At 56.9% G+C, this 24,990-nt stretch carries 24 protein-coding genes; 9 read left to right on the top strand and 15 right to left on the bottom strand.

The genetic code is table 11. The features are described 5' to 3' along the window. Positions 1-6: 6 nt before the first annotated feature. The 4 genes from ABVF61_RS22620 to ABVF61_RS22605 all read right to left on the bottom strand — a co-directional run bounded on the left by ABVF61_RS22620 (position 7) and on the right by ABVF61_RS22605 (position 3,040). Positions 7-540, bottom strand: coding sequence for a GNAT family N-acetyltransferase (locus ABVF61_RS22620; RefSeq protein ID WP_353995785.1), 534 nt, complete (start codon positions 538-540; stop codon positions 7-9). Positions 541-620: 80 nt separating this feature from the next. Next, positions 621-1,373 (bottom strand): SDR family oxidoreductase, encoded by a 753-nt coding sequence (locus ABVF61_RS22615; RefSeq protein WP_353996482.1) that lies wholly within the window; start codon positions 1,371-1,373, stop codon positions 621-623. An 81-nt stretch (positions 1,374-1,454) separates the two neighbouring features. Then, on the bottom strand, positions 1,455-2,261 hold the full coding sequence (locus ABVF61_RS22610) for a CDP-alcohol phosphatidyltransferase family protein (RefSeq protein ID WP_353995784.1): 807 nt from the start codon (positions 2,259-2,261) through the stop codon (positions 1,455-1,457). Between the two features lie 74 nt (positions 2,262-2,335). Beyond that, complete coding sequence (locus tag ABVF61_RS22605) at positions 2,336-3,040, bottom strand: phosphatidylserine decarboxylase (RefSeq protein ID WP_353995783.1); 705 nt, start codon at positions 3,038-3,040, stop codon at positions 2,336-2,338. Between the two features lie 350 nt (positions 3,041-3,390). On the opposite strand from ABVF61_RS22605, the gene ABVF61_RS22600 reads away from it, so the two are divergent. Then, entirely contained in the window at positions 3,391-4,281 is an 891-nt protein-coding gene (locus ABVF61_RS22600) for a hypothetical protein (RefSeq protein ID WP_353995782.1), read from the top strand. A 72-nt stretch (positions 4,282-4,353) separates the two neighbouring features. On the opposite strand, the gene ABVF61_RS22595 is transcribed toward ABVF61_RS22600, so the two are convergent. Continuing rightward, positions 4,354-5,271 carry a LysR family transcriptional regulator gene (locus ABVF61_RS22595; RefSeq protein ID WP_353995781.1) on the bottom strand — a complete coding sequence of 306 codons (918 nt, stop codon included), beginning with the start codon at positions 5,269-5,271 and terminating at the stop codon, positions 4,354-4,356. A gap of 96 nt (positions 5,272-5,367) precedes the next feature. Here ABVF61_RS22595 and ABVF61_RS22590 point away from each other — a divergent pair, with 96 nt between their 5' ends. Beyond that, the gene (locus ABVF61_RS22590; protein WP_353995780.1) at positions 5,368-5,559 is read left to right on the top strand and encodes a hypothetical protein; all 192 of its coding nucleotides are present in this window, start codon (positions 5,368-5,370) and stop codon (positions 5,557-5,559) included. A 20-nt stretch (positions 5,560-5,579) separates the two neighbouring features. Here the strand turns inward: ABVF61_RS22590 and ABVF61_RS22585 are convergent, their stop codons facing one another. The 3 genes from ABVF61_RS22585 to ABVF61_RS22575 form a co-directional block, all read right to left on the bottom strand. Further along, positions 5,580-7,532, bottom strand: coding sequence for an ABCB family ABC transporter ATP-binding protein/permease (locus tag ABVF61_RS22585; RefSeq protein WP_502949989.1), 1,953 nt, complete (start codon positions 7,530-7,532; stop codon positions 5,580-5,582). Between the two features lie 33 nt (positions 7,533-7,565). Then, positions 7,566-7,958: an ArsR/SmtB family transcription factor gene (locus tag ABVF61_RS22580; protein ID WP_353995779.1), complete on the bottom strand. Its 393-nt coding sequence runs from the start codon at positions 7,956-7,958 to the stop codon at positions 7,566-7,568. Between the two features lie 134 nt (positions 7,959-8,092). Beyond that, the gene (locus ABVF61_RS22575) at positions 8,093-9,895 is read right to left on the bottom strand and encodes a LysM peptidoglycan-binding domain-containing protein (RefSeq protein WP_353995778.1); all 1,803 of its coding nucleotides are present in this window, start codon (positions 9,893-9,895) and stop codon (positions 8,093-8,095) included. A gap of 190 nt (positions 9,896-10,085) precedes the next feature. On the opposite strand from ABVF61_RS22575, the gene ABVF61_RS22570 reads away from it, so the two are divergent. Both ABVF61_RS22570 and ABVF61_RS22565 read left to right on the top strand, forming a co-directional pair. Continuing rightward, a complete protein-coding gene (locus ABVF61_RS22570) occupies positions 10,086-10,721 on the top strand; it encodes an LOG family protein (RefSeq protein WP_353995777.1) in 636 nt (211 codons plus the stop codon). A 152-nt stretch (positions 10,722-10,873) separates the two neighbouring features. After that, positions 10,874-12,130, top strand: coding sequence for a GGDEF domain-containing response regulator (locus ABVF61_RS22565; RefSeq protein ID WP_353995776.1), 1,257 nt, complete (start codon positions 10,874-10,876; stop codon positions 12,128-12,130). 14 nt (positions 12,131-12,144) lie between these two features. Here the strand turns inward: ABVF61_RS22565 and rarD are convergent, their stop codons facing one another. From rarD to cysS, 4 genes are read right to left on the bottom strand one after another with little or no spacing between them, the layout of a single operon-like run. Then, positions 12,145-13,062 carry an EamA family transporter RarD gene (rarD, locus tag ABVF61_RS22560; RefSeq protein ID WP_353995775.1) on the bottom strand — a complete coding sequence of 306 codons (918 nt, stop codon included), beginning with the start codon at positions 13,060-13,062 and terminating at the stop codon, positions 12,145-12,147. A gap of 28 nt (positions 13,063-13,090) precedes the next feature. Continuing rightward, positions 13,091-14,686, bottom strand: a complete 1,596-nt coding sequence (gene cimA / locus ABVF61_RS22555) for a citramalate synthase (RefSeq protein ID WP_353995774.1) — start codon at positions 14,684-14,686, stop codon at positions 13,091-13,093. 25 nt (positions 14,687-14,711) lie between these two features. Further along, complete coding sequence (locus ABVF61_RS22550; RefSeq protein WP_353995773.1) at positions 14,712-15,236, bottom strand: GFA family protein; 525 nt, start codon at positions 15,234-15,236, stop codon at positions 14,712-14,714. Then, positions 15,233-16,648 (bottom strand): cysteine--tRNA ligase, encoded by a 1,416-nt coding sequence (gene cysS / locus ABVF61_RS22545; protein ID WP_353995772.1) that lies wholly within the window; start codon positions 16,646-16,648, stop codon positions 15,233-15,235. The genes ABVF61_RS22550 and cysS overlap by 4 nt, the downstream gene beginning before the upstream one ends. A gap of 111 nt (positions 16,649-16,759) precedes the next feature. Between cysS and ABVF61_RS22540 the strand changes: the two genes are divergently transcribed. The 3 genes from ABVF61_RS22540 (at position 16,760) to ABVF61_RS22530 (ending at position 19,337) form a co-directional block, all read left to right on the top strand. After that, the gene (locus ABVF61_RS22540) at positions 16,760-18,592 is read left to right on the top strand and encodes a L,D-transpeptidase family protein (protein WP_353995771.1); all 1,833 of its coding nucleotides are present in this window, start codon (positions 16,760-16,762) and stop codon (positions 18,590-18,592) included. A gap of 140 nt (positions 18,593-18,732) precedes the next feature. After that, entirely contained in the window at positions 18,733-18,921 is a 189-nt protein-coding gene (locus ABVF61_RS22535) for a sugar transporter (RefSeq protein ID WP_353995770.1), read from the top strand. 74 nt (positions 18,922-18,995) lie between these two features. Continuing rightward, entirely contained in the window at positions 18,996-19,337 is a 342-nt protein-coding gene (locus ABVF61_RS22530; protein ID WP_353995769.1) for an ArsR/SmtB family transcription factor, read from the top strand. A 29-nt stretch (positions 19,338-19,366) separates the two neighbouring features. On the opposite strand, the gene ABVF61_RS22525 is transcribed toward ABVF61_RS22530, so the two are convergent. Both ABVF61_RS22525 and ABVF61_RS22520 read right to left on the bottom strand, forming a co-directional pair. After that, positions 19,367-19,882, bottom strand: coding sequence for a CreA family protein (locus ABVF61_RS22525; protein WP_353995768.1), 516 nt, complete (start codon positions 19,880-19,882; stop codon positions 19,367-19,369). Between the two features lie 160 nt (positions 19,883-20,042). Next, complete coding sequence (locus ABVF61_RS22520) at positions 20,043-21,278, bottom strand: MBL fold metallo-hydrolase (protein ID WP_353995767.1); 1,236 nt, start codon at positions 21,276-21,278, stop codon at positions 20,043-20,045. Positions 21,279-21,648: 370 nt separating this feature from the next. Here ABVF61_RS22520 and ABVF61_RS22515 point away from each other — a divergent pair, with 370 nt between their 5' ends. Next, complete coding sequence (locus ABVF61_RS22515) at positions 21,649-22,149, top strand: MarR family winged helix-turn-helix transcriptional regulator (protein ID WP_353995766.1); 501 nt, start codon at positions 21,649-21,651, stop codon at positions 22,147-22,149. A gap of 131 nt (positions 22,150-22,280) precedes the next feature. Then, the gene (locus ABVF61_RS22510; RefSeq protein ID WP_353995765.1) at positions 22,281-23,633 is read left to right on the top strand and encodes a DUF2865 domain-containing protein; all 1,353 of its coding nucleotides are present in this window, start codon (positions 22,281-22,283) and stop codon (positions 23,631-23,633) included. On the opposite strand, the gene gltX is transcribed toward ABVF61_RS22510, so the two are convergent. Beyond that, positions 23,596-24,957 (bottom strand): glutamate--tRNA ligase, encoded by a 1,362-nt coding sequence (gene gltX / locus ABVF61_RS22505; protein WP_353995764.1) that lies wholly within the window; start codon positions 24,955-24,957, stop codon positions 23,596-23,598. The genes ABVF61_RS22510 and gltX overlap by 38 nt on opposite strands. Positions 24,958-24,990: the final 33 nt, after the last annotated feature.

The raw sequence follows: 24,990 nt of genomic DNA, 5'->3' as shown, positions 1-24,990 counted from the left end.
AGGCTGTCACGCCGACCACAGCGCAGGATCATTCCAGGCCTTTGGAACAACCAGTGTACCGGCCAACCTTTTGTTGGCGTTTCCATCCAACAGCACAGACTGCCATGCTTCGTTCCATTCAGGCGGAATCGGGCATGGCGTTTCGACAAGGTCGTCCGCTTTGAAGCCGAACCGCCCGTAATAGGCAGGGTCGCCCAGAACCATCACCTGTCTGGCGTCGAGCAGCTCAAACCCCTTGCGTACCAACTTGCTACCGACACCCCGCTTCTGGTTTGCCGGAGCGGCGCACAAAGGTCCGAGGAGGGCAACAACGTGCCCGCCCGGTTCAACTGAGCAATACGTAAAGATCACGTGCCCGATGAGCTTCTGGTCCAACGTTGCGGCCAACGACAGCAACCGGTCACCGCCTCCCAAGAGTTCGGTTACCAGCGGAAAAAGATCTTCATCCGGAAATGCCGCGCCATAAAGCACTTCAAGGTCCCCGAGATCTTCGGGTGTTGTCGACCGGATTTCGATATCGTCTTTCATCTGCCCTGCCATGAAGTGCCAGTCCAATGCCGGAACGAAGTCAAAGGTCCCAGCGTTGCGCCCGGGTTCACAGACGCAACGCCGAAAACAGATTATGCCTTCGTGATCGAATTACCACCGTCGCATAACATCGCAGACCCGGTTACGAAAGAACCTGCGTCAGACAACAGGAATCGAGCAGCCTCCGCAATCTCCTCAGGTTCGGCCATGCGCTTCAGTGCATGCAGGCCGGCGACATATTCGTGAAAGGCCGGATCGTCCCCCGCCATCTCCGTTTTCGTACCACCCGGAAGCAAGGCATTGACCCGAATATTCTGCGGTCCGCATTCCACAGCGAGGACTTGCGTCAATCCGATCAACCCAGCCTTCGAGGCCGCATAGGCCGCCATGCCCGGCAAACCGATCGTGTGACCGACGAATGAGGATGTAAAGACAATCGACCCGCCACCTGATTTTGCCATGGCCGGTATCTGATGCTTTGCCGCCAGAAAGGCACTTGTCAGATTGGTGGAAATGACGTCATTCCAGCTTTGAAGGGTCATTTCGGCGAGCGGTCCCATGTCGCCAAGCATGCCGGCATTGTTGAACGCGCCGTCCAGTTGCCCGAAGGTTTCGAGCGCGACATTCACTGATGTCTCGGAAAACTCCGGGTCCGTTATGTCACCTGCGAAAATTACGATCCGCCCAGAGGCGTCTTCAAGGTCACCCCTCACCGCTTCCAGCCGGTCCTGTCGCCTGGCCGCAAGCACGAGATTGGCGCCTTCTTCGGCAAACATTCGGGCGGCAGCAGCGCCGATTCCGCTGCTTGCTCCCGTAATCAAGATCGTTTTGTTCTGTAACACGATTGGCTCCTCATGATTGTGAGGAACTCTAACTGAACCAGAATCGTGTGCGTCTAAACCCGATTTGCGAGACCGATTTGAAAATCAGCCGCCATGGTCCTTGTCGCGATCGGCAATGTTGTCGAGGTCCGTATCGCACTCATCGCCATCGTCGTCCAGCGTCAGGTTTTCATCCGCCAGGACAAGGTTCCTGTGCGCGCGCCAGGAAACGGGAATGGTCAACAGATACAGCACCGCAGCACCTGCCAGCATCTTGAACGGATAGCTGACCGTCAACGCGACCACCAGAACGGCAAGCACGATCAACGGCAACACGTAGTCCCGGCGCACGCGCGTTCCGAGCGTCTTGCCTGAATAGGTCGGCAGGCGGCTGATCACCAGGAACGAGATCGCAATTGTATAGGCCGCGACGAATGCCGAGTCGGCGAACCAGTGCGGAAAAAGACCAAGAAATTCAAGATAGAGGGGCAGGAGAACCGTCAACGCCCCCGCCGGGGCCGGCACGCCTGTGAAGAAGCGGGATGTCCAGGCCGGCTTGTCAGGATCGTCAAGAGCCACGTTGAAACGCGCAAGGCGCAGAGCCATCGAAATCGCAAAGATCAGTGCGGCGATCCAGCCCAGATTGCCCGCGTCCTTGAGCAGCCAAAGATAGAGCATGAGCGCTGGTACAACGCCGAAATTGACGAAATCAGAAAGCGAATCCAGCTCAGCACCGAAACGGGACGTGCCTTTCATCAAGCGTGCGACGCGGCCGTCCAGCCCGTCGAGAACGGCGGCGAGCAGTACCGCGCCAACCGCAAATTCCCATCTGCCTTCAAATGCCATTCTGACAGCGGTCAAACCGGAGCAAAGCGCAAGGAGCGTGACGAGGTTCGGGACGATAAGGCGCATAGGAACGCGCCGGAACCTTGGCGTGGCCTTACCTGTCTTTGTACCGCTTTGCTCACCCTTGGACACGTTCGACCTCAGCTCACACGTGACAACACTTGTGAAGCGCTTTCGGGCTGCCCAAGATCCGCCAGAACAGTTTCGCCCGCGATCATGGTCTGCCCGACGGCCACCTTTGGCTGCGTGCCAACCGGGAAATAAACATCGAGACGGGAACCGAAACGGATCAGTCCGAAGCGGTCTCCGGCAAGGATCGTTTCGCCTTCCCGGACAAAACAGACGATCCGGCGAGCGACCAGACCGGCAATCTGCACGACACCAATGCGGGTCTCCCCCATTTCGATCACAAGGCCATTGCGCTCGTTGTCGTCGCTTGCCTTGTCGAGCTCGGCGTTCAGAAATTTGCCGGCGCGATAGGCCACTCGCGCGATGCGGCCGCCCACAGGGGCGCGATTGACGTGGCAATTGAACACGTTCATGAAGATCGACACGCGCATCAGCGGCTCGTTGCCGAGTTCAAGTTCCGCAGGCGGCCTAGCAAGACCGACCTGGCTGACAACCCCATCCGCAGGGGAGATAACCAGTCCTTCGCCGACAGGCGTCACGCGTTTCGGGTCGCGAAAGAAGTAGCAAATCCATCCGGTAAAGAAGAGCCCAATCCAGAACAAAGGATCGACAAACCAGCCAACAACAAATGTTGCGACCAGCGAAATCGCAATAAACGGCCAGCCCTCCCGATGAATCGGGACCATGGCTTTGGTGACGGAATCGACAATCGACATCAAGACTTTCCGGCTTCAGAACGGGGCTGCAACATCAGCATGTTTACGCTCAAGAAACGCAAACCGTTCAAACACGCACCCGTTGCGCTTCAGTGTTGTTCGCTTCTAGAGCCATTTTCGCTGGAAGAGAACAGTTTTTCAGGATTGCAGGCACATTTCGCCTCATCCTCAACAAGCTGGTTCCACCCGTCTCGGCTTGTTCAAGCCGGATCGGGCCTTTCAATCGACCTTGATACCCATTCAAAGCCAGTCTTTGTGATCTCAAGCACGCCAGATCTTCTGAAGCCCGGATAAAAAATCAGGCGATGACCCGGGACAACAGAATTGGCACCACTTGATTGGAGACAAATATGGCGGGCAAAATCCTGCCTTCAGAAAACCAGCTTTTTTATCCCTTCGATACATCCCCGCCTGACGGTGGCAGGTGCATCGATGATGTCTATGAGGCATTCGCCGGATATCGGTTCGAAGGTGTTTGGTGTCTTCAGTGTTTCACCAAGGAGCTTGAGCTGAACGCACAGCGTCAAAGGGTCCGCGAAGCCTCCGCCAGCACCTTCGACATGATCTATTTCGAGCATCCTGCGTGTTCAGGCGGCATTGAGACCTTCCTGCACTTCCTTCCGCGAGGACTGGAGCTCTGTTTCTTTGACAGCCGGCATTACACGTGTTTTCCCGACCAGATGCTGAAGCTTGGTGTTTTTCAATGGCGCGCAAATGAACAAGCGGCGCTGCGCCGCCTCTTCTGCCGTGTCGCAATCAGTTGGTTTTCAGAAGGAACAACTGAGCCGCTGCAAGGGCCAACACACCAGACCTCTTCCTGGATCATGCGTGGCGATACCCCGCTTCATATCCTTCAGGCGCTTTTCTTCCTCAGGATCGAGCCGGCAGAGGTTTTCCGCTGGCTCCTCAAAATCGATACCAAGGCGGCGTGGTATGGCATCGCGCAATTGCTGAAAGACCCCTCGCCCGTTGAAACTCCTGTTTATTTCGAGCTCGCCGAAGACCGTTCGGAAGCCGACTACATCAAAGCCTGCGAGGCCCTCAACCGTCTCTGTCTGGACAGTCTCTACACCACGCTCTCCAGCGAGACGATTTTTGAGAAATGGGCGGAGGTCAATGAAACGGACTCGCGTTTAAGCCAGGAATTGAGCGATGTCGAAAGCTACTATGACCCGGCAACCTTTGTTCTGAGCAATAAACAGCGGGAAGAAGACCAATGCCTTCTGCGCAAATCCCTGTAAGGAAACAGCCGGTTTGAAGCGGCAGCGTTTCAAGCGGAAAACATCTCCGCTCAGGAGCTCAAGGGGCGCGCTTCAGGCCTGCACGCTTTTGTAGTCACTCTCCCAGTAGGCGGGCCGTCCGTATTTTGAGATCAAGAAATCGACAAGGGCTGTTACCTTGGGCGGGATAAATTTGGCCGGTGGGTATACCGCGTAGATGTTGCCCGTGCGGGAGACCGGATAGTTTTCCATGACCGCAACCAGTCTGCCGTCGCGAAGATCCTCCCAGACATGGGCGAGCGATTTTACCGTCAGACCAAGACCATAGATTGCGGCATCATATGCAAAATCACCGCTGTCGCCGGAGATCACGGGTTCTTCGAGATGATATGCAACCTCCCCTTCCGGTCCCTCAAAATACCAGACGGGCATGGGATCAAAGCCGACGCAGTCGTGGTTGCGCAGATCTTCGGGCGATCGCGGCTCGCCCTTTCTTGCAAGATAGTCCGGACTGGCACACAGAACTCTCGGGTTTCCGCCGAGTTTTCTGGCAATCAGGCTGGAATCCGGCAGCGGAGCCCCGCGGATAGCCATATCGTATCCTTCCGCGACGAGGTCGACGATCCGATCCGTCATATCGACTTCCAACCTCAGCTCGGGATAACGCTGCCTGAACTCAGGCAAATAGGGCAGGATGTGTTTGCGGCCGAAAAACACGTTCAGCGACATGCGCAGCATCCCGCGCGGCGTGTCCTCGGCCGCATCGATCAGCGCGCGGGCGCGATCCATTTCACCCAGTGCATTGCTTGTGTGACGCAGGAAAACCTGCCCTGCTTCGGTTAGCCCCGTGCGACGGGTCGTCCTGGCGACCAGTTGAGAGCCGAGCTCACGCTCAAGGTTGCTCAGCCGGCTGCTGGCCGCAGACGGTGACAGGCCGAACTCTCTGCCCGCTGCCGACAGACTGCCGAGCTCGGCAACACGTTTGAAGAACTTCAGATCATCGATGCGCATTATTCGAAACTTTCGAAAGATATCTTCCACGATACCCCAATTCTTCGAAAGCTCGCAACATGAGATAAAGCTCCCACCAAGCGAAAGGAGCCTGTCATGCTACACACTGGAAACATCTACGAAACACGCGCCCGCGCTGCTCGCAACCGGGAACTGCGGGCTCTTGCAAAAGCCGTTGCAGGGCTTTTCTTCGCCGCCGCGCCAAGCCGGAACGTTCACAGGAAAAAACCGGCGAACGATGCGGGTTTTGCAGCCGATACCGCCGCAAAACACGACCGCGCGGCCTGAGCCGTACTCGTAACGAGGGCTTATTTGGCCGGAATGTAATCTGCGGTCTGCCCGCGTGTGACGATCCCAAGTTCGTCGTTTTCGCGGGCAGCCCGCAAACGCTCTTCGGCTTCGTCGGCTTCGCGCTGACGCGCCCACATGGACGCGTAAAGTCCGTTCTTGTCCAGAAGCTCAGTATGGGTGCCGCGTTCCGCGATTTCCCCTGCCTCCAACACAATGATCTGATCGGCGTTCACGACGGTGGACAGCCGGTGCGCGATGACAAGCGTCGTTCTGTTGCGCGCGACCTGATCCAGCGCAGACTGGATCTCACGTTCCGTGTGCGTATCGAGTGCTGAGGTGGCTTCGTCGAGAATCAGGATCGGAGGCGACTTCAGGATCGTGCGCGCAATTGCAACACGCTGCTTCTCACCACCGGACAGCTTAAGACCGCGCTCACCAACCTCCGACGCATAGCCCTGGGGCAGTCTTTCGATGAAGTCGTGGATCTGGGCCATGCGGGCAGCTTCCCGCACATCCTCATCGGTTGCGTCCGGGCGTCCATACCGGATGTTATAGGCAATGGTATCGTTAAAGAGCACGGTATCCTGAGGCACCATCCCGATCGCGTGGCGGACGCTGGCCTGGGTGACGTCGCGCACATCCTGACCGTCAATTTCCACTGCGCCGCCAGTCACGTCGTAGAACCTAAACAGCAGCCGTGAAATGGTCGATTTTCCAGCACCTGACGGGCCGACGATGGCGATTGTCTTTCCAGCCGGCACCTCAAAATCGATGCCCTTCAGGATCGGGCGATCGGCGTCGTAGTGAAACCGGACATCCTTGAAGGCGATCTTTCCGGCCACGGCCTTCAGTGGCTCTGCCCCTTCCTTGTCCTTGATTTCTGCAGGCACCAGCAAAAGATCGAACATGGATTCGATGTCGGCGAGACCCTGCCTGATTTCCCGGTAAAGAAACCCGATGAAATTCAACGGGATGGAAATCTGCATCAACAGCGCATTGATCAGGACAAAGTCGCCGATATTCTGTTCGCCCGACAGCACAGCCTGTGCCGACAAGGCCATACAGGCTGCCATTCCGAAACCGAGAATGATCGCCTGACCAAGATTCAGCCAGGCCAACGACGTCCAGGTTTTTGTTGCCGCCGTCTCGTATTTTGCCATTGAGACATCGAACCGTTCGGCTTCCATCTTCTCGTTGCCGAAATACTTGACCGTCTCGAAGTTGAGCAGACTGTCGATGGCCTTTGAATTGGCGTCGGTATCGCTTTCATTCATCTCCCGGCGGATCCCGATCCGCCAATTGGAGCATTTGATCGTGAACCAGACATAAGCGGCGATCATGACCGCCACGATCACAACGTAGAAAAAACCGAACTGATACCAGATGACCACCGCCATGATGGCAAATTCGAAAACCGTGGGCACGCCGTTGAGGATGGTAAATCGGACAATCGATTCAATTCCCTTGACCCCGCGCTCGATAACGCGGCTGAGACCGCCTGTCCGGCGCGCCAGATGATACCGGAGAGACAGCTGGTGCAAATGACGGAACGTCATGATCGCAAGCTGGCGCACGGCATGTTGACCGACGCGGGCAAATAGCGCATCGCGCAGCTGGTTGAAGGCGACCGCCAGAACGCGCGCCGCGTTATACGCCAGCACGAGCATCACCGGGGCGACCAGAAAGCCCGGCAATCCTACATCGACACCTGTCAGCGCGTCGGTTGCCCACGCAAAGAAATAGGGCGAGAGTACCGTGATGAACTTGGCAATGATCAGCGCAAAGACCGCCAACAAGACGCGCCTTTTGAGGTCAGGCCGATCCGACGGCCAAATGTAAGGCCACAGATTGGACAGGGTTGAGAGCGTACTTCCTTCGTCCGCGCTGACCACTTTTTGAGGCTTCGATGTCTGGCTGCCCGCAGCCGCGTCGGCAGACGCCTTCGGCGAGGTGGCTTGTTGATCCGTCAATAGTTTCTCCAGGGCTTGGATTGGCCCTTTTCTTTATTCGGTCTTAAGGATTTCCAGACGCTCGCACGATGAGCCCCGCGATGACAGAGCGTCCAGCTCCTCCCAGAATTCCTTTGAGCAGATTTCAGCCCTGCCAAGCTTTTCCCGGTTCAAAAGGTAATGACAATTGCGGCCCCGGGCATCGCACTGAAGGATACCAGCTTCTTTGAGCACCTGCAGGTGCTGCGAGACGGTCGACTGGGCAAGCGGAAGATGATTGACGATCTCACCGCAGCAAGCCTCTTGCCGGGAAGCCAGCTGCTTGATGATTGCCAGCCGGGCGGGATGCCCGAGCGCACGAAAGAGCGCGGCAAGTTCCTCGCAGTTTGACAGGCACTTCGCCGTGTCCGCAGAAACTTCCACTGACGGCTGTTCCGTCTCGCTCATCAAGTCGCTCCCTGACACAGGCCATTCATTTCATCGTAGATATGCGATGAATGAAGCAAAAAACAAGAGGCGCAAAAACATTGGGAGGAAACCCGAAGAGGCTCCCTCCCAACCGTCTCATTCCGATTTCGCTGCTAGCCCCTGTTGGCGTTACCGGTGTTCGGCTCAGGCCAGTTCAGATCGCCTTCGGGTGTCAGGAAAACCTGCCCCGGATAGATCAGGTCCGGATCGCGGATCTGGTCCTGGTTTGCCTGATAGATGGTAGTGTAGCGGACCCCGTCTCCATAAAGGCGGCGGGAGATGCGCCACAGGTTATCGCCCTTGCGTATGATGACGACGGGAAGAGACTTTTGGACATCTGCGCCCTGGCTGCCCTGGCCCCCGCCAGTGCCGGTTGCGACGACTTTCGTGAGAACGATTTGTTTTTCCTGTTCCTTTTCGAAAGTCACGGCCGCTCTGGCGTCAACCGTATTGCCGTCTCCCCCAATCAAGTCTGCCCTGACTTCGATATCGCCTTCTGCAAGGTTTTTGGTGCCCTCCACCAGCCATTTGCCACTGGAATTGACTTTTGCCTCTCCCTGGTAGTCCTCACCGACATAAACGCGCACCGAAGACCCCGGTTTTCCGGTGCCGGCGACATAAACCTTGTCGGGCTCAGATTCGACAGCTTCAACTGTTACCTGCGGTGCCGGTTGATCCTGCGAAGCCGTGGACATGGAGCGTGTGGCGGTTCCTTCAGACTGTTGTGTACCATTTGCCGAAGCAGCCGGTTCGAGCGCGGCTGTTTGCTGCTGCGCGTTGTTTCCGCTCGCCTCGCCTGCAGCCGTCTGTGTGGCTGGTGCCTCAGATTGCGCTGCTGTTGGTTCAGGTGCCGGGTCCTCGGCTTGCGTTGTTTGCGTCTGCCCTTCGGTCGACCCGGAGTTTTCGGGTGCGGCCGGGTTTTGCGGCGCGACAGCTGCCTGGACGGCTTCCGGGTCGACAGCACCAGCGGATTGCGTCTGGCCTGCTTGAGCAGAAGGGGTTGTCTGATTTGATGCTGTCGCCTCAGTCGTCTGCGACTGAGGGTCAGTTGTATTGTCTAGCGCCGCTGCTGACGAAGCGCTTGAACCATCGGCTGCCGGCGCGGGTTGCTGAGCCGCCGCTTGCGTGTCGGCGTCTGAGGCCGTCTTCGGCAACACTGCGACAACGGTTTCTTCAGCCTGCTCTTCCGACTGCGTGGCCTGTTCCGGACCCGAACCAGCAATCTCCTGGGTGGTGGATGCCGCCGGCTGATCCGTTGATGCCGGCGCAGCATCAGAAGCGTCTGCGGTAAGTTGCTCGGTATCCGGTTTTTGCAGAATATCAGACGGTGCATTTGGCGCATTCAGAACGACAAGAGGCTGTTCCTTGCCGCTTTCCGGGACCGAAACAGCAAGTCTTTGTTGCGATTCCTCAATCGCGTCGCCCTTTTCGTCGTGAACTTCCAGGCCGACGTCGTAGTCGCCAGGCTTGAGCGGCTCTTCGAGAATGATCGTCCACTCGCCTGCCTGGTTGGCGATGCTCTTGCCGACGACCTCTCCATTGGCTGTCAGCGCGACAATTGCACCGGCATCTGACCTTCCGGCAACAACCGTTTCCCCCGTCGGCTCAACCCCTACGACGTCGAAGCTCGGGCCTTCAAGGGGTGCCGCCGGCTGCTCGGCTTCCGGTTCAGGCTGCGCAACAACTGTTTCAGGTTGTACAGCGGTGCTTTCAGTGTCGCCAGTCGAAGGCGCAGAAGCGACATTTGCATCTGATTTGCCGGAACTTTCGGGTGAGCCGTCACCCGCCGGTGCCAGTTCAACAGTCTCCTGAAGCGCCGAACGGCCGAAGTCGCCATAGAAATAGGCTGCGGCGAGACCCACCACCGCCAGAGGCACGGCTACGATCAAAGTCCGGATAAGTGTCTGGTTGTTCATTTCTTTCCCGTCAGAAGGCTTGCGAGCGACCCAGTCTGTTGCCAGTCCTTTTCACGGTCAGCTGCAGCATCTGCCCCTGTCACATCTTCTTAGCTGTCACATCCATAGCCCCCTTTTGGGGGTACGGCAAGAAATCCCGCTTATTTCCCAAGGGACTTAAAACAGAATGCTTGACCTTGAGGTGATCTGAATGCCACATCTTTGCGTCATGAATACGGTTTCTCAAAAACAACTTACCAGCGTTTGCGTCTATTGCGGCTCCAGCATCGGTTCCGACCCGGCTCACGAGGCTGCAGCAACGCGTCTTGGGCAGATTATCGCGGAAGCTGGACTTCGCCTGGTTTACGGCGGGGGCTCAGTCGGCCTGATGGGCACGGTTGCGAACGCAGCGCTCGAATCGGGCGGTGATGTCACGGGGATCATCCCGCATTTTCTCGAGAAGCGCGAAGTCATGCTGGAATCGCTCGATGATCTCGTCATCACGAAGGACATGCATGAACGCAAACATCTGATGTTTCAAAAGTCTGACGCCTTTATCGCGCTGCCCGGTGGTATCGGAACACTGGAAGAAGCCGTTGAGATGATGACCTGGGCGCAACTGGGCCAGCACAAAAAGCCTGTCGCCTTGGCCAACATAAATGGCTTCTGGTCACCGCTCCTGGAGTTGCTCGATCACATGCGGGCGCAAGGATATATTCGTCCGGACACCGAGGTTCCCTATCTGGTGGCAAAGAAAGTCGATGATATTCTGCCGATGCTGCGCCGCGCAGTTGCCGGAAAGGTGGTCGATGAAACCAGTGCCCTGGCTAAAGTCACGGAGCTTTGAGCCTCTCCGCGCGCATTGTTTACGACTGACGCGTAACAAAACGTCACAAGACGTGCCGCGCGAACAAGCTCGTTGAGTTGCTGCAGCGCAAATTGCAGTCCGTTTCAGTGAATAGTAGGTTCGCGCAAACCACTCCGGCTACGGACCTTTTCATGCAGACCACCCTCCTCGTTGAAGACGCATCGTTTTTCGAAAAGGCGATCGTCAAGAAATTGCATGAAGTCGGCCGAAACCAGATCATGGTGGCCAGAAACTACGCTGAAGCCGAAAGCTGCCTGTCGCTGCCGATCGGCGAACCTGATCTTGCCCTGGTGGACCTGACGTTGCCGGATGCACCAGACGGTGAAATTGTCGATCTCTGCGACAAGTGGAATATTCCCACCATCGTGTTCACCAGCCGGTTTGATCCGAAAACACGCAAAAAGATGCTCCAAAAAGGGGTTATCGACTATGTCCTGAAAGATTCTCCAGGCAGCCTGAACTATGTCGCGGACCTGATCCGCCGCCTGGCAAAAAATCCTACGATCGGCATCCTCGTGCTGGACGATGCGACGGTTGAACGCCGCGCGATCTCGCGCATCGTTTCCAAGCACCTTTACAAGGTATACGAGGCGGCAAGCACCGACGAAGCTCTGGCGTGTCTGAAAGAAAACAGCGACATCAAGCTCGTACTCGCGGACTACTTCCTGCCTGGCAAAGATGGTTTTGCGTTTTTGAAAGCTGTCCGCCGGCGTCACAGCCCGGAACAGGTCGGTATTATCGGCATGTCAGCCGTTACAAATGCAGACAATCGGGTCCGCTTTTTGAAATACGGGGCTGCCGACTTTGTCGACAAGAACGGCTCGCCGGAAGAGCTCTTGCTGCGAATTTCGCAAAATCTGGCTTATATCTACCGCATCGAAGAACTGAACAATCTTGCGATGCGGGACTCACTGACCGGACTTTACAATCGCCGCTTCCTGTTCGACGAATTGTCCAGGGAAATCAAATCCTGGAAAACCGTTCCAGAATGCCGCAACTGGCTCGCGCTCTTCGATCTGGATTCCTTCAAAAGCGTCAATGACAGCCGCGGCCACGATTTCGGCGACGCGGTTCTCAAGAACTTTGCGCAGAGCCTGACACAGTTTGCACGTGAGGAAGACTACGCCGTGCGCCTTGGTGGAGACGAGTTCTGCGTGGTGATCCATGATCAGTCAGAAGAAGAAGTGCATGCGCGCCTTGCAGCACTGCGTGACGAGGTCGAGACTGTTCCAGTGCAACACCGCGGCGAAAACATCAGCTTCAAGACCAGCATTGGCGTTGCGCCACTGCATCAGGGTGGTTTGCCGGAGGCGCTGAAGGCCGCAGATGACAGGCTCTATTCGGCTAAACGCACAGGACGTGGTCTGCTTGTGGTTTCGGACCAGTGACGGGATTTGCAGGTTCAGCTTGATGCAGCGCTGCGATACCGATTCCAGCTGTCGAATGAAAAGATGCCCAGAGCCACCCAAATCATGGCGAATGTCAGCAGCTTTTCCTGGTCCAATGGTTCGTTCCAGACATAAACGGCCATCAGGAAGTGCATCGAGGGTGCAAGATATTGCATCAATCCAAGCATGAATAACGGCAGCCGGCGCGCGGCAGCCGAAAAACATGTCAACGGCAGAGCCGTGACAATTCCCGTCCCTGCAAGTGTAATCAGAACCGGGATGTCATTCAGCACGAGCGCATCCTTGCCCCAACTCAGGCTCAGCAGAACGTATCCGATTGCCAACGGCAGGAGGAGCAGAGTTTCGACAAACATTCCGGGGGTTGCGTTTACCGGCGTCACCTTGCGGACGTAGCCGTATCCGGCGAAGGAAAACGCAAGCACAAGCGAGATCCATGGCAAACCGCCCGCCAGTATGGCCTGAATCAGCACTGCGATCGCGGCAATCGCGACGGCGACCCCTTGCCCGCGTGAAAGGCGTTCGCGCAACACCACAAGGCCGACGAGAATGCTCACCAGCGGATTGATGAAGTAGCCAAGCGAAACATCGAGGACACGTTCCTGTTCGATTGCCCACACAAAGACCAGCCAGTTCACTGCAATGAACAAGGCAGACGCAGTCAGGCCTTTCAGAACTGCAGGCTGCCTGAAAACGTCGCGAACTTCCTGCCATCTGCCGCGCAGGTAGAGAAACAGGCCGACGAAAAAGACCGACCACATTATCCGGTGCGAAACGATGATGTCCGGCGCTATGGAGTCCGTCAGCTTATAGTAGGCTGGTAGGAAGCCCCACATGCTGTAGGCCGCCAGACCATACAGCAGGCCCTGGCGAAATTCGGCATTGGCCTCGGCTTGCGAAACCTGCTGAGACATTCGGTTTGCCTTTCAGGCGCATTTGCGGTCAGGCGTTATCCGCCTTCAGCAGCGCAAATGTGATGGAATCGACCAATGCCTGGAACGAGGCGTCGACGATATTGGGAGACACGCCGATCGTGAACCACCGGCGCTGCGTCTTGGTATTGTGGCTCTCTATCAGCACACGCGTAACAGCGGCAGTACCACCGTTCAATATACGCACCTTGTAGTCAATCAGTTCCAGCCCCTCGATCGCAGTCTGGTACTTCCCGAGGTCCTTTCGCAGTGCCATGTCGAGCGCGTTGACCGGGCCGTTGCCCTCCGCCACAGACATGCGGGTCTCGCCGTCTATGTCGACTTTGACGACGGCTTCAGACACGGTGATGAGATCGCCAATAGCATTGAACCGGCGCTCGACCATGACCTTGAACGAATTGACGTCGAAATAGCGGGGAACTTCGCCGAGCTCCCTGCGCGCCAGGAGTTCGAAGGAGGCATCCGCCGCCTCATAAGCGTAACCCTCGGCTTCCCGCTCCTTCACAAGTGCGAGCAACCGGTCGAGACGCGGATCCGACTTGTCGACTTCGATGCCGACGCGTGACAGTTCGCCGAGCAGATTGCTCTTGCCAGCCTGGTCGGACACCAGCACCCTTCGCTGGTTGCCGACAACCTCGGGCGCAATGTGTTCATAAGTCTGCGGGTCCTTCAGGATCGCGGACGCGTGAATGCCGGCCTTCGTCGCAAAGGCCGTTTCGCCCACGTAGGGTGCCTGGCGATCCGGAGAGCGGTTCAGGATTTCATCGAACGCGTGCGAAATCGAGGTGACGTCCTTGAGTTGCTCTTCGCTGACACCGATCTCAAACCGGTTGGAAAAGGCGCTCTTGAGTTTCAGGGTCGGGATCAACGTGATCAGATTGGCATTGCCGCAGCGCTCGCCCAGACCATTGAGCGTCCCCTGGATCTGGCGCACGCCGGCATCGACTGCCGCCAGCGAATTGGCAACGGCATGGCCCGTATCATCATGGGTGTGGATGCCAAGATGAGTACCCGGGACGACCTCCTGGACCTTCGTGACAATGTGGTAGACTTCGTCCGGCAAGGTTCCGCCGTTCGTGTCGCACAACACCACCCAACGCGCCCCGGCCTGGTATGCCGTGCGTGCACAATCCAGGGCGTAGTCCGGGTTTGCCTTGTAGCCGTCGAAGAAATGCTCACAATCGATCATGGCCTCCTTGCCGGCCGCGACCGTTGCCGACACGGTGTCATGGATGGAATCGAGGTTTTCCTCGTTGGTGCATCCAAGCGCGATATCGACATGGTAGTCCCAGGTCTTCGCAACAAAGCAGCAGGCGTCCGATTTGCTGGACAACACCTGTTGCAAGCCAGGATCGTTTGAGGCAGACCGTCCGGCGCGCTTGGTCATTCCAAAGGCGGTGAACTTCGCGGCTTCGGTCCGCTTTTTGCTGAAAAATTCCGTATCGCCCGGATTTGCTCCGGGATATCCGCCCTCGACGTAGTCGACACCCAGCCGCTCAAGCAGTTCAGCGACAACGATTTTCTCGTTGACCGAAAAGTCGATTCCACTGGTCTGCGCACCATCGCGAAGCGTGGTGTCGAAGAGATAAAGACGTTCCTTGGTCATTCGCGTTTCCCGCCGGCCATGTGGCCTAGTTTTCTGTTTTTTGTGCTTCAGCCGACGCAGCAGGCAGAGCCTGCGGCCAGGTTTCTGTGTCATGATCCGGATGCTGGTTGGAAACGATTGTTGCCAGAAACACCAGTGTTTCCTCGTCTTCTTCCGTTGTGCGCGCCGGTATCTCGCTCATGCGGTCAGCATAGGGAAGCTTGCCCTCCACCCCGTACTGGATCACTGGAGCGATCTTGTCCGGTTCATCGAACGCACCGATGGCAATGCCGACCCCGTCGGGGGCTTCATAGGTAAGCGGTGTCCCGCATTCGGGACAAAATCCGCGGGCGACATGGTTCGAACTTTGAAACCGCTTCGGTTCACCCCGGGTCCAGGTCAGGACGGTCTCTTCGCGCACGCTGACCAGCGGCGCGTAAAAAGCCCCGAACGCCTTCTGGCACATCCGGCAATGGCAGATCGAGGCCGTGCCGAGCGGCCCCTCAACGCGAAACCGGACAGCGCCACACTGGCATCCGCCGGTCAGCACCTCTCTCGCACCAGTGCTCACCGCTGGACCTCCCAGGTCGTTATCCGTTCTCCGGTTTCAGAGTCTTTTGAATCCTTTAGAACAATTCCCTGAGACGACAGATCAGCGCGGATTTCGTCGGCCAGGGCCCAGTCCTTCTCCTTCAAAGCGGCAAGCCGCCGCGCCACGGCGTCCTCGACGCCGTCGCTGTCGACGCTGCTCAGATCCGCCTGTACAGGTGACAGGCCCAAAAGCGCTGCACTTGCCGAATATGTCTCCAATTTCGACGGGTCCCTCGCAGCCTCGCCTGCCAGAGCATGCAGGGCCTGGATCGCAGCGGCGGTATTGAGGTCATCCAGAAGAGCATCGACGACGATAGGCGTAGCCTCCGCATCGGTTTCGACCAGATCCGGCCACTTCGACAGAAGGTTCTCCGCCTCTTCCAGCTTGCGTTTGGAAAAGTCGATCGGCTCACGGTAGTTCGTCATGAGCATGGCCATGCGCAACACTTCGCCGGGCCATGTGCGGCCGCCGAAATTCTCTGTCTCCAGCAACTCCTGAATCGTGAAGAAGTTGCCCACGGATTTGGACATCTTCTTCCCTTCGACCTGCAAAAAGCCGTTGTGCATCCAGTAATTGGCCATTTTCTTGGTGTCATTCGCGCAGCAGGACTGTGCGATCTCGTTTTCATGGTGCGGGAAGATCAGATCCAGACCACCGCCATGAATGTCGAAAACGTCTCCAAGATGATGAGCGCTCATGACCGAGCACTCGATGTGCCATCCGGGCCGGCCACGTCCCCACGGACTTTCCCAACCCGGCTCTTTGTCGGAGGAAAGTTTCCAGAGAACAAAGTCACCAGGGTTCTTCTTGTGTGCATCAACGGCGATGCGCGCGCCAGCAATCTGTTCGTCCAGCTTGCGTTTTGACAGACCGCCGTAGTCCGGCATCGATGCCGTATCGAACAGCACCTCGCCCTCGGCGGCATATGCATGACCTTTATCGATCAGCCGCCGGATCATCTCGATCATGCCGTCGATGTGCTGGGTGGCACGCGGTTCATGATCGGGAGGCAGAACGCTCAGTGCCTGGATGTCTTTGTGGAACTGATCCGTCGTCCGCTTTGTGACCAATGCGATTGCATCGTTCAGCGGAAGGTCGGGATGATCGCGCAATGCTCGTGCGTTGATCTTGTCATCCACATCCGTGATGTTGCGCACATAAGTGACATGCGCGGGACCGTAGACGTGTCGCAAAAGCCGGTTGAGGACATCGAAGACGATGACCGGACGCGCATTGCCGATATGGGCGTAGTCGTACACGGTGGGTCCGCAGACATAAAGGCGCACGTTCTCATCATCGATGGCCTGAAAATCCTCCTTCTCACGCGTCAGCGTGTTGGTGATCTTCAAGCCCTTGATAGTGCCGGATCTTTTCGTCTCAGCGGCGCTCATGTCAAAAGGTCTCCTGGCCGGCTGACCGGGCGATCCGTCTCAGGGAATTTTTTGCCAAGAAGGAACGGCCACAGCCAGCGGTGTCGCTAGCTGCAAATGATGGTGATCGTAATGATGTTCCAAGTGGCCGTCATCATGCGGGCTTTATGGACCGGAACGCCGGACGCGGTCAAGGCTGCATTTAGCGCGCAGACCCAATTCAGGGTCTTCGTGGCGTTGGCGCTACACCTGACATCGACTAGACTTCAGTACCAGGGAATCAGAGGGGGATTTCATATGGTGTTGCCGCGTTCGATACTTCGTCTTACGACCGGGTCCGCTTTGTCTGTGGGTTTGTTGCTTTCAGCCCTCGTCTCGACACCTGTCAGTGCTGAACAAACCGCTCAGAAGACCCCTCCGGCACAAGATGGTGCTGCGACCGTAGCGCCGGAACCTGCGACACCGATCGCGATTGCGATCAAGGCAGCGATGTCCGATGACCTTCCAGATGGACTTCAGAGCTACTACACAGAGCGGGCATTTGCGCCCGCCTGGTTTGATCAATCCGGTCTGAAAGAAAGAGCTCATCTGGCGATCGCCGCTATGGCCGAAGCCAATGAACATGCCTTGAACCCGAACAATTATGCCCCGCTCGAGCTTGCGCAACTTTCCGAAACCGCGCAAACGCCAGAAGACTGGGCTCGGTTCGATCTGGAGCTTTCGCGCCAGTTTCTGCGCTATGCCACGCATCTATCCTCCGGGCGTGTGCAGCCCAACAAGATCAACAAGGCGCTGAATCTTTTCCCGGACAGGCCGGATCCGAAACCGTTTTTCGAAAATGCGGAAATGACCGTCGACTTCAGCGCCTTTCTGGACAGCTTGCAGCCACAGTCCGACAATTATGCACGTCTGAAGCGCCGTCTTTCGCAATATCGGGAAAAGGCTGCAGCGGGCGGGTTCACCTCGATCCCGGATGGCGAAGTGCTGAAACCCGGCATGACCGATCCGCGCATCGCGGTCTTGCGGAAACGCCTCGTCGAGGAAGACATTCCAGGCGCGGCTGAGCATTCGGGAGACACTTATGATGGGTCTCTTGTCGAGGCTGTGAAAGTGTTTCAGGACCACCACGGCCTGGCAAAGGACGGGGTTATCGGCAACAACACGCTTGCGCGCCTCAACATTCCAATTCAGGACAAGCTCATCCAGATGGAACTCAACATGGAGCGCCGCCGCTGGATGCGGGACGACCTCGGGGAGTTCTATGTGTTCGTGAACCTCGCGGACCAGAATCTCAAGGTAGTACGCAGTGGCAAGACGATCCACACGACACGTGTCGTTGTCGGCAAGCCGTACCACGCCACACCCGTCTTTTCCGATCAGCTGGAATATGTCGAGATCAATCCGTTCTGGAATGTGCCCTACTCGATCGCAACGAAGGAATACCTGCCGAAGCTGAAGCAAAACCCTTCAGCACTCAGCCGCCAGAATATCCGGGTCTTTCAAGATGGCAGCGAGGTCGCGGCGACACAGGTTGCCTGGAACAGCTATTCCGGCCGCAACTTTCCCTTTCGGCTGCGCCAGGACCCCGGCGACGGCAACGCGCTCGGACGGATCAAGTTCATGTTTCCGAACAAGTTCAACATCTACATCCACGATACGCCTTCAAAGTCGCTATTTTCACGCGCCGAGCGGGCCTACAGCCACGGCTGCATCCGGGCCTCGAACCCGTTTGCGCTCGCGGACGTCCTGTTGACCGACAACAATTCCACGCCCGGTCACTGGGAGCAGATACGCGACAGCCGGAAGCGCACAATCATCAAGCCCAAAGTCCCCATAGAAGTGCATCTGACCTATTTGACGGCCTGGATGAACAAGGATGGGTCGACCCATTTCCGAAAAGACATTTACGAGCGGGACGAGGTGCTTCTAAAGGCGTTGCGCAAGGCAATGACGGAAAACCTCTGACGTCATAAGCCGCTGGGAAACATTACTCTTTTTTGGCGTTTACGAATGTGAACGGACGCTGAACGCGACACTCAGCGTGAGTTCAAGGCCCTCATCGTAGTCTCCGGGCAATCGATACCGATCGCTCTTTGGAGACACACATGTTGAACCGCTTCTTTGTTATTCTTTTCCTGGCCATCGTCCTCGGTGGACCTTTCGCCGCGATCATTGCAATAACCGACGGGACCAAGGCGTTCGGCAACGACCTGCAGCACAAAAGCCTGTGTCTGCTGAAGGGTGCCGGGTGCGGTGACGGCAATATCATCGTTACCGTCGCAGGCCGTATTTAAAAGAGTTTGCAGAATTCGGCTCCTGAAGTGCACCTGGTCTTGCGGTTTTAACTTGTGTTTGGCAGAGTCTGCACATGGATTACAAAACTCTCGAAGATAAAGCGGAATCCGCGGCAGACTTTCTAAAGATGATGGCATCTGCCCCTCGTCTGCTCCTGATGTGCCTCGTTCTGGAAGAAGAGCGCTGTGTCAGCGAACTCGCCGAAGCGACAGGTATGCGGATGCCCACCGTCTCTCAACAGCTGTCGTTGCTGCGCGCCCAGGGCCTCGTGTCCACGCGCCGGGAAGGCACAACCATCTATTACCGGCTTTCGAGCGAGCCGGTCAGAGACATCATGGCGATGCTCTACAAGCACTTTTGTGCCGACGCCGAATTGCCGGTCGCCAAACATCTGGAAAAGCTGGACGCAGACTAGTCGGTCTGCGCACAACATGAACCACCCAATCAGTTGGTCACGAAATCCGCGCATTTTGGAGGCGCCTTGTCGCCCCATGGCATCAGCGGCACAGTGGAAGTGGAGTTTTTCGGGCTGCCTTCTATCAGTTTGTCCGAATAAACAAGATAGACCAGCACGTTCCGTTTTTCGTCACAGCCACGCACGATCTGCATTTTCTTGAACATGAAAGACCTGCGCTGGCGAAACATTTCCTCGCCCTGCTCGAACGTTTCCTTGATGGTCACCGGACCGACCTGGCGACAGGCCAACGATACATCTGAGACTTCTTCAGCGACACCGAGCCATCCTGACACGCCCCCTTTTTCCGGAACGGTAAAGTGACAGGCGACACCTTCCACCAGAGGATCGTCAATTGCGTAGGTGGCCAGCTTGTGATCAGGCGTCAGAAATTTCCAAACCGTCGATTTCTTGAAAATCAAATCCGGCTCGTCCGATGCCAGGACAGACCCTGTGCCCAGAATGAGGCTGGCAAGAACGAGGGCGGCGGCAGAACAAAAACGCATCAAAAACCTCCTTGGTTTGGATGGCCTCACATGTGGTGATCATGTTCAGGTGATCAAGCAGAAGTGGCACATTCACCCGGACACACAAAACGCGCGCCAGGAGGCGCGCGCTGCTTCTAACTCCAATAGGGCTTTGCCGGTGCTGCCCGCACAAGTGCTGTTAGCGGGCTGCTTCCATGAGCATTCTTGGCTCATCAGCCTCATGCTCGTCCGCTTCCCTTTCGACTGCCTCGTCTTCGGGTGCTTCGGGACCGACAATATCGTTGGAGGAAAGATCCAGGGTTTCTTCTTCAACCGTCTCTTCACTCGTCTGTCTTTCGAGCAACGAGGCGGCAAAATCATTATCGGAGACAAGTTCCGCGGTAATTCTTGCTTCCACATCGTCCAGAACCTGATCGGACAACGGCAATTCTGTTTCGTCCTCTGCTGGCTCCGCCGTCGTCACAACGCCATCCAGCGCATCCTGCAAATCAGCGCACCGTTCACGGGACCAAATCTGCGGCTGATCCAGACCGAGTGCCTCGTCATATGCCCTTGCAACATTGAACGACAGATGGAGATCGAAATCGTCTTTGGAACCGAATTGCGGGCTCAACGCGTCCTTCACCGCATTGAACGTGTCCTTGAGGCCCAATCTCTGCTCCACACAGGCTGAAGCCGCTTCCTGCAGCGTCGTAACGAAATCTCGCGTGTTTTCGATGGCATTTGCAACGGCAGACGCACCAACTGCGGAGCGCCCGCGTCCGGGCATGAGCGCCGTCGGACGGAAAGCTGTAATCCGGTCAAGCGCTCTTGGCCAGTCGGCCAGATGCGCATCGCCGCAATACGGCACAGCCGAAGACTGAACCAGATCACCGGCGAAAATCACGGCGCTTCCGGGGACCCACACCACGACGTCTCCCATGGTGTGACCTCTGCCCAGGTGCATCACGCGCACGTCCATGTTCCCCAGATCGATGGACATGGAGGATGCGATCGTCATGCTCGGCAGGCTGACTCCGGTCATTGACGGAAGACCAGAAAAAAGAGCGGGTAGCCGGTCCCGCGCGACAAGGATTTCTTCAGCGCCGCGCGTATCCATCATGCGCCGGGTAAGATCGGACGCAACAATCTCGCCCGCTTCAAAAGCCGTTGCCCCGAGCGTGCTGTCTGCGTGAAAATGGGTCAGCACGACCTGCTTGACTGGCTTATCTGTTTTTTCGCGGACCTTTTCGAGCACCTTGCCGGCAAATTCCGGCGTCGCCTGAGCATCGACGATCAGTACGCCCCGCTCACCGACAATAACACCCGTGTTCGAGCAACCATCGGCGCTGAATGCGTAGCAGCCGCGGCCAAGTTCCTCGAACCGTTCGTTCGCTCCAGGAGAAAGCTCGGAGTTGTTCGGTTCGTTCGTCATTGCGGCCTCGCTTTCATGCCAGCTGTCTGATTGACTTCCAGGATCTTTCCACCTGCCATACACACCATACCTGTTGACTGTAGCGTCTCAGTTTCCGTCTCTGATTCGCAATTTTCCACGTGCCAATTCCTTAACTATTCCTTCTTTATCAACAGATAGGTCAGCCAATTTCAGCACTTCATGACTTCATCCGGCGAAGCTCTCCGGCGAATCTGCTTCACTTCCTCATACTTTTACGAAGCAGCACTCACTGTCTTTCGTCTTCACTTCAATCAGCTATACTTGCTAGTGGTACAAAATGGCCGGAACACGGCATTGAATTTTGCAGATCCATTTCGGCGGACCAACGTCTTCAAGGCAGTTCAAACCCATGTCTCAGAAAGCAGGTTCCCCCAGATTACCGGACGCAGGGGATGACGGTGAAAGACCTGTCCTGGAGCTCAACCGGTTTTTGCCGTACCAGCTCAATCATCTCGCCGAGACCGTCAGCCGGTCCTTTTCAAAGATTTATGCCGAAAAGTACGGGATCGGCATACCTGAGTGGCGTGTCATTGCGATGCTGGGCGAACGCGGGGCGATGACGGCTCGCGACATAAGCGTGGCAACATCCATGCACAAAACAAAAGTCAGCAGAGCGGTTGCCGCTCTGGAAAACCGCGACTTTGTCATAAGGGTCAAGAACCCGGAAGACATGCGCGAGCAGACACTTAGGCTGACGGCAACCGGAACGTCGGTCTACGAAGATCTCATTCCCAAAGCGCTTGCCTACTCCAACGAACTGCAAAGCGCCCTCACCAGCGAGCAAAGGCTCTTGCTAAATGACGTGTTCGAACGCCTTCACGAGGCGGTGAAGCAGCGAGACGAAACTTGAAAGGTCAACGCACAAGGACAGCCGCATTAACCGAACGTGAGAGCTTTCGTTGCTATTGGTAAGGACAGGGGCGATACTTTCGTGATCGCTATGGACGGTTTGGCGCGGGAGAGCGCTGCAGGGGATAATCGATGGCGCGGCACTCAAAAGCCAGGTCTGTCAGGATTGCGCAAGCCGCAGGCGTGCTTGCAGCGCTCCTGCTGCCACTCAACGCAGCCTACGCGGCCACCTGTGCAGCTTTGAAGTCCGAATTGCGGCAACTGGAATCCGCGCCAAGAGCCCAATCGCCTGCGACTGTCAAATGGTCTACTGCGAAAAGACAACAGGAAAAAGCCATCTCAGCTGCAACGCGGGATGCAAGACACTTCGGGTGTTCGCGAAATCCGACCGCCAAGTGCCAGGATCTCAACCAGAAAATCAAACGCATGAAGTCCAACCTGTCTGCGATCGAGCGTCAGCTGAGCAAGGCGGGCGGCGGCGCAAGCAAAAAGAACACCAGGCGTATTCGCCAGGTGCGAGCGGCGCTCGAAAGACAAAGCTGCAATGCGCCGAAATCGCAGCGGCAGCGGCAGGCTTCGTCCCAGAGGCCGGTGAACGCAGAAAAGCCGAAATCGCTTCTGGCACGCCTCTTCAATCCTGAGTCAAAGACCCAACAGACGTCGGCAAGAACCGGAGACAGAGAAATCTCCTCCGTGAGGTCACAGCGTAAGCGGGACGCCACAAGACCGCGCCTGCCGTCCGGCAGTGCCTTTCGCACGTTGTGCGTTCGCACCTGCGACGGTTACTTCTTTCCGGTGAGTTTTTCGACGGGCAAAAGCCAGTTTGCAAACGATGAAGCGCGCTGTTCTGAAATCTGCCCGGCAGCCCCGACGGAGCTGTATATCTACCGCAATCCGGGCGGAGACCAGTCTCAAATGACGTCGCTCGCGGGAATACCCTATGCGGACCAGCCCTTTGCATTCCGCTACAAGTCTGAATTTGTGGAAGGATGCAGCTGCCGCCAGTCCAAGCAGGCGAAAACGCGCTCCGCCTGGTCCGAAGTCGGGACGTCGTCAGGACAAAGGCTCTTTTTCGCCGATATCAGCGCAGGCCTTCCACGCCGCACACAGCAGCCGAGCCTCGGCAGTACATTTGAGGAAGAACGCGAAAAGCCGTCTGCCCTGGCGATGACGCCTTTGCTTCCCGCTCATTTGCCGCGCTATGACGACCCCGGTACGCTTTTCAATCTCGAGAAAGGCTTCGACGTCACGTCAGTAGCGGCATTCGCACAAGAGAGAGTGGCAACCGCATCGAAGGCAGATGATTCCGAATTTGCCTCCGAAGACGGTTTTCCCTTGTTAACGCTGCGCAGGACAGACGAAGATTCAATCGAGGCGGTATCTGCTTCGCCGGTCTTCAAGACTGAAGACCCTGGCTATCAGCCCGCACCGGAGCGATCCTCGCCGGTCAGGGTAGTCGGTCCAGAATATTTTGTCGCCCAATGAACGGCAGCATCGCCTTCATGTCCGGTCCGTGATCCATACCGGTCAACACACGCCGAAGCGGCATGAACAGACCGCGGCCCTTTCGCCCCGTTTCCGATTTCAGAGCACTGGTCCAGGCACCCCAGGTCTCTTCGGTCACTTCGCCCTCGGGCAATAGTGCCTTCGCCTGGGCGACAAACTCACGGTCCTCCTCCTCGACCCTGCCTTCAACCGGTCCGGTGACAACCTTCCAGAGTGCCAGTGCATCGGTTACCAATTCACAATTTCCGCGCACGATCTCCCAGAACTCAGCACCGCCACCGATGCCCATTTGAGACAGGCGCGCTTCCACGGCAGCGAAGGGAAGCTCATGCACGAGCCTGGCATTCAGGCTTTTCAGCTCTTCGGGGTCGAATTTCGCAGAAGACCGGGAGACATTTGTCAGATCGAATTTTGCTATCAGCGAACCCATGTTCGGAAGCGGTTCGACGGCCTGGCTTGTTCCGGTCAGGACAGCGAGCGAAGCGACCGACATGGGCTCCAGACCCTCGTCGCGCAATGAACCGATGGACAAGGCACCTTTACGCTTCGACAACCCCTCGCCGTCGCTCGTCGTCAGCAGATTGTGGTGGCCGAAAGCTGGCACCGATGCGCCAAGCGCTTCGAATATGGCTATTTGAACACCTGTGTTCGCCACATGATCCTCGCCGCGAATGACATGCGAAACTCCCATATCGATATCGTCGACAATGGATGGAAGCGTATAGAGATACGTGCCGTCCGCGCGGATCAAAACCGGGTCTGACAGAGACGCCAGGTCAACTGTCTGATCTCCGCGGCAAAGATCCGTCCAGCTCACATCGGTGCGTCTGGTTTCAAAGGGATCGCCGTCGTGATTGGGCAGCACAAAGCGCCAGTGCGCTTTTCTGCCTTCGTTTTCGAACGCAGCCCGTTCATCGTCACCCTGCTTCAGTCCGGCGCGGTCATACACGGGCGGGCGTCCAAGCGCGCGCTGACGCGACCGGCGGCGCTCAAGTTCGTCCGGCGTCTCGTAACACGGATAGAGAAGGCCGGCGTCTTTCAGTTTCTGTGCCGCTTCATCGTACCGAGCGACACGTGCCGATTGCCGCTCAATCACATCGGGCTCGATGCCGAGCCAATGTAAATCGGTCTCGATGGATTCGGCATATTCCTGTTTCGAGCGCTCCAGGTCGGTATCGTCGAAACGCAAGATAAAGCGGCCCCCTTCCTTCCTGGCGAAGAGCCAGTTGAAGAGTGCGGGCCGGCTGTTGCCGATATGAATATGGCCGGTCGGCGACGGCGCGAAACGTACAGTTACGGTCATGCCGCCTCAGTTAGCCGCTGACGCGAAGCGCGG

Origin of the sequence: Roseibium sp. HPY-6, assembly GCF_040530035.1 — a bacterium.
Classification (GTDB): Bacteria; Pseudomonadota; Alphaproteobacteria; order Rhizobiales; family Stappiaceae; genus Roseibium.
Note: the sequence above shows the minus strand (reverse complement) of the source record. Positions and strands in the feature narration are given on the sequence as shown.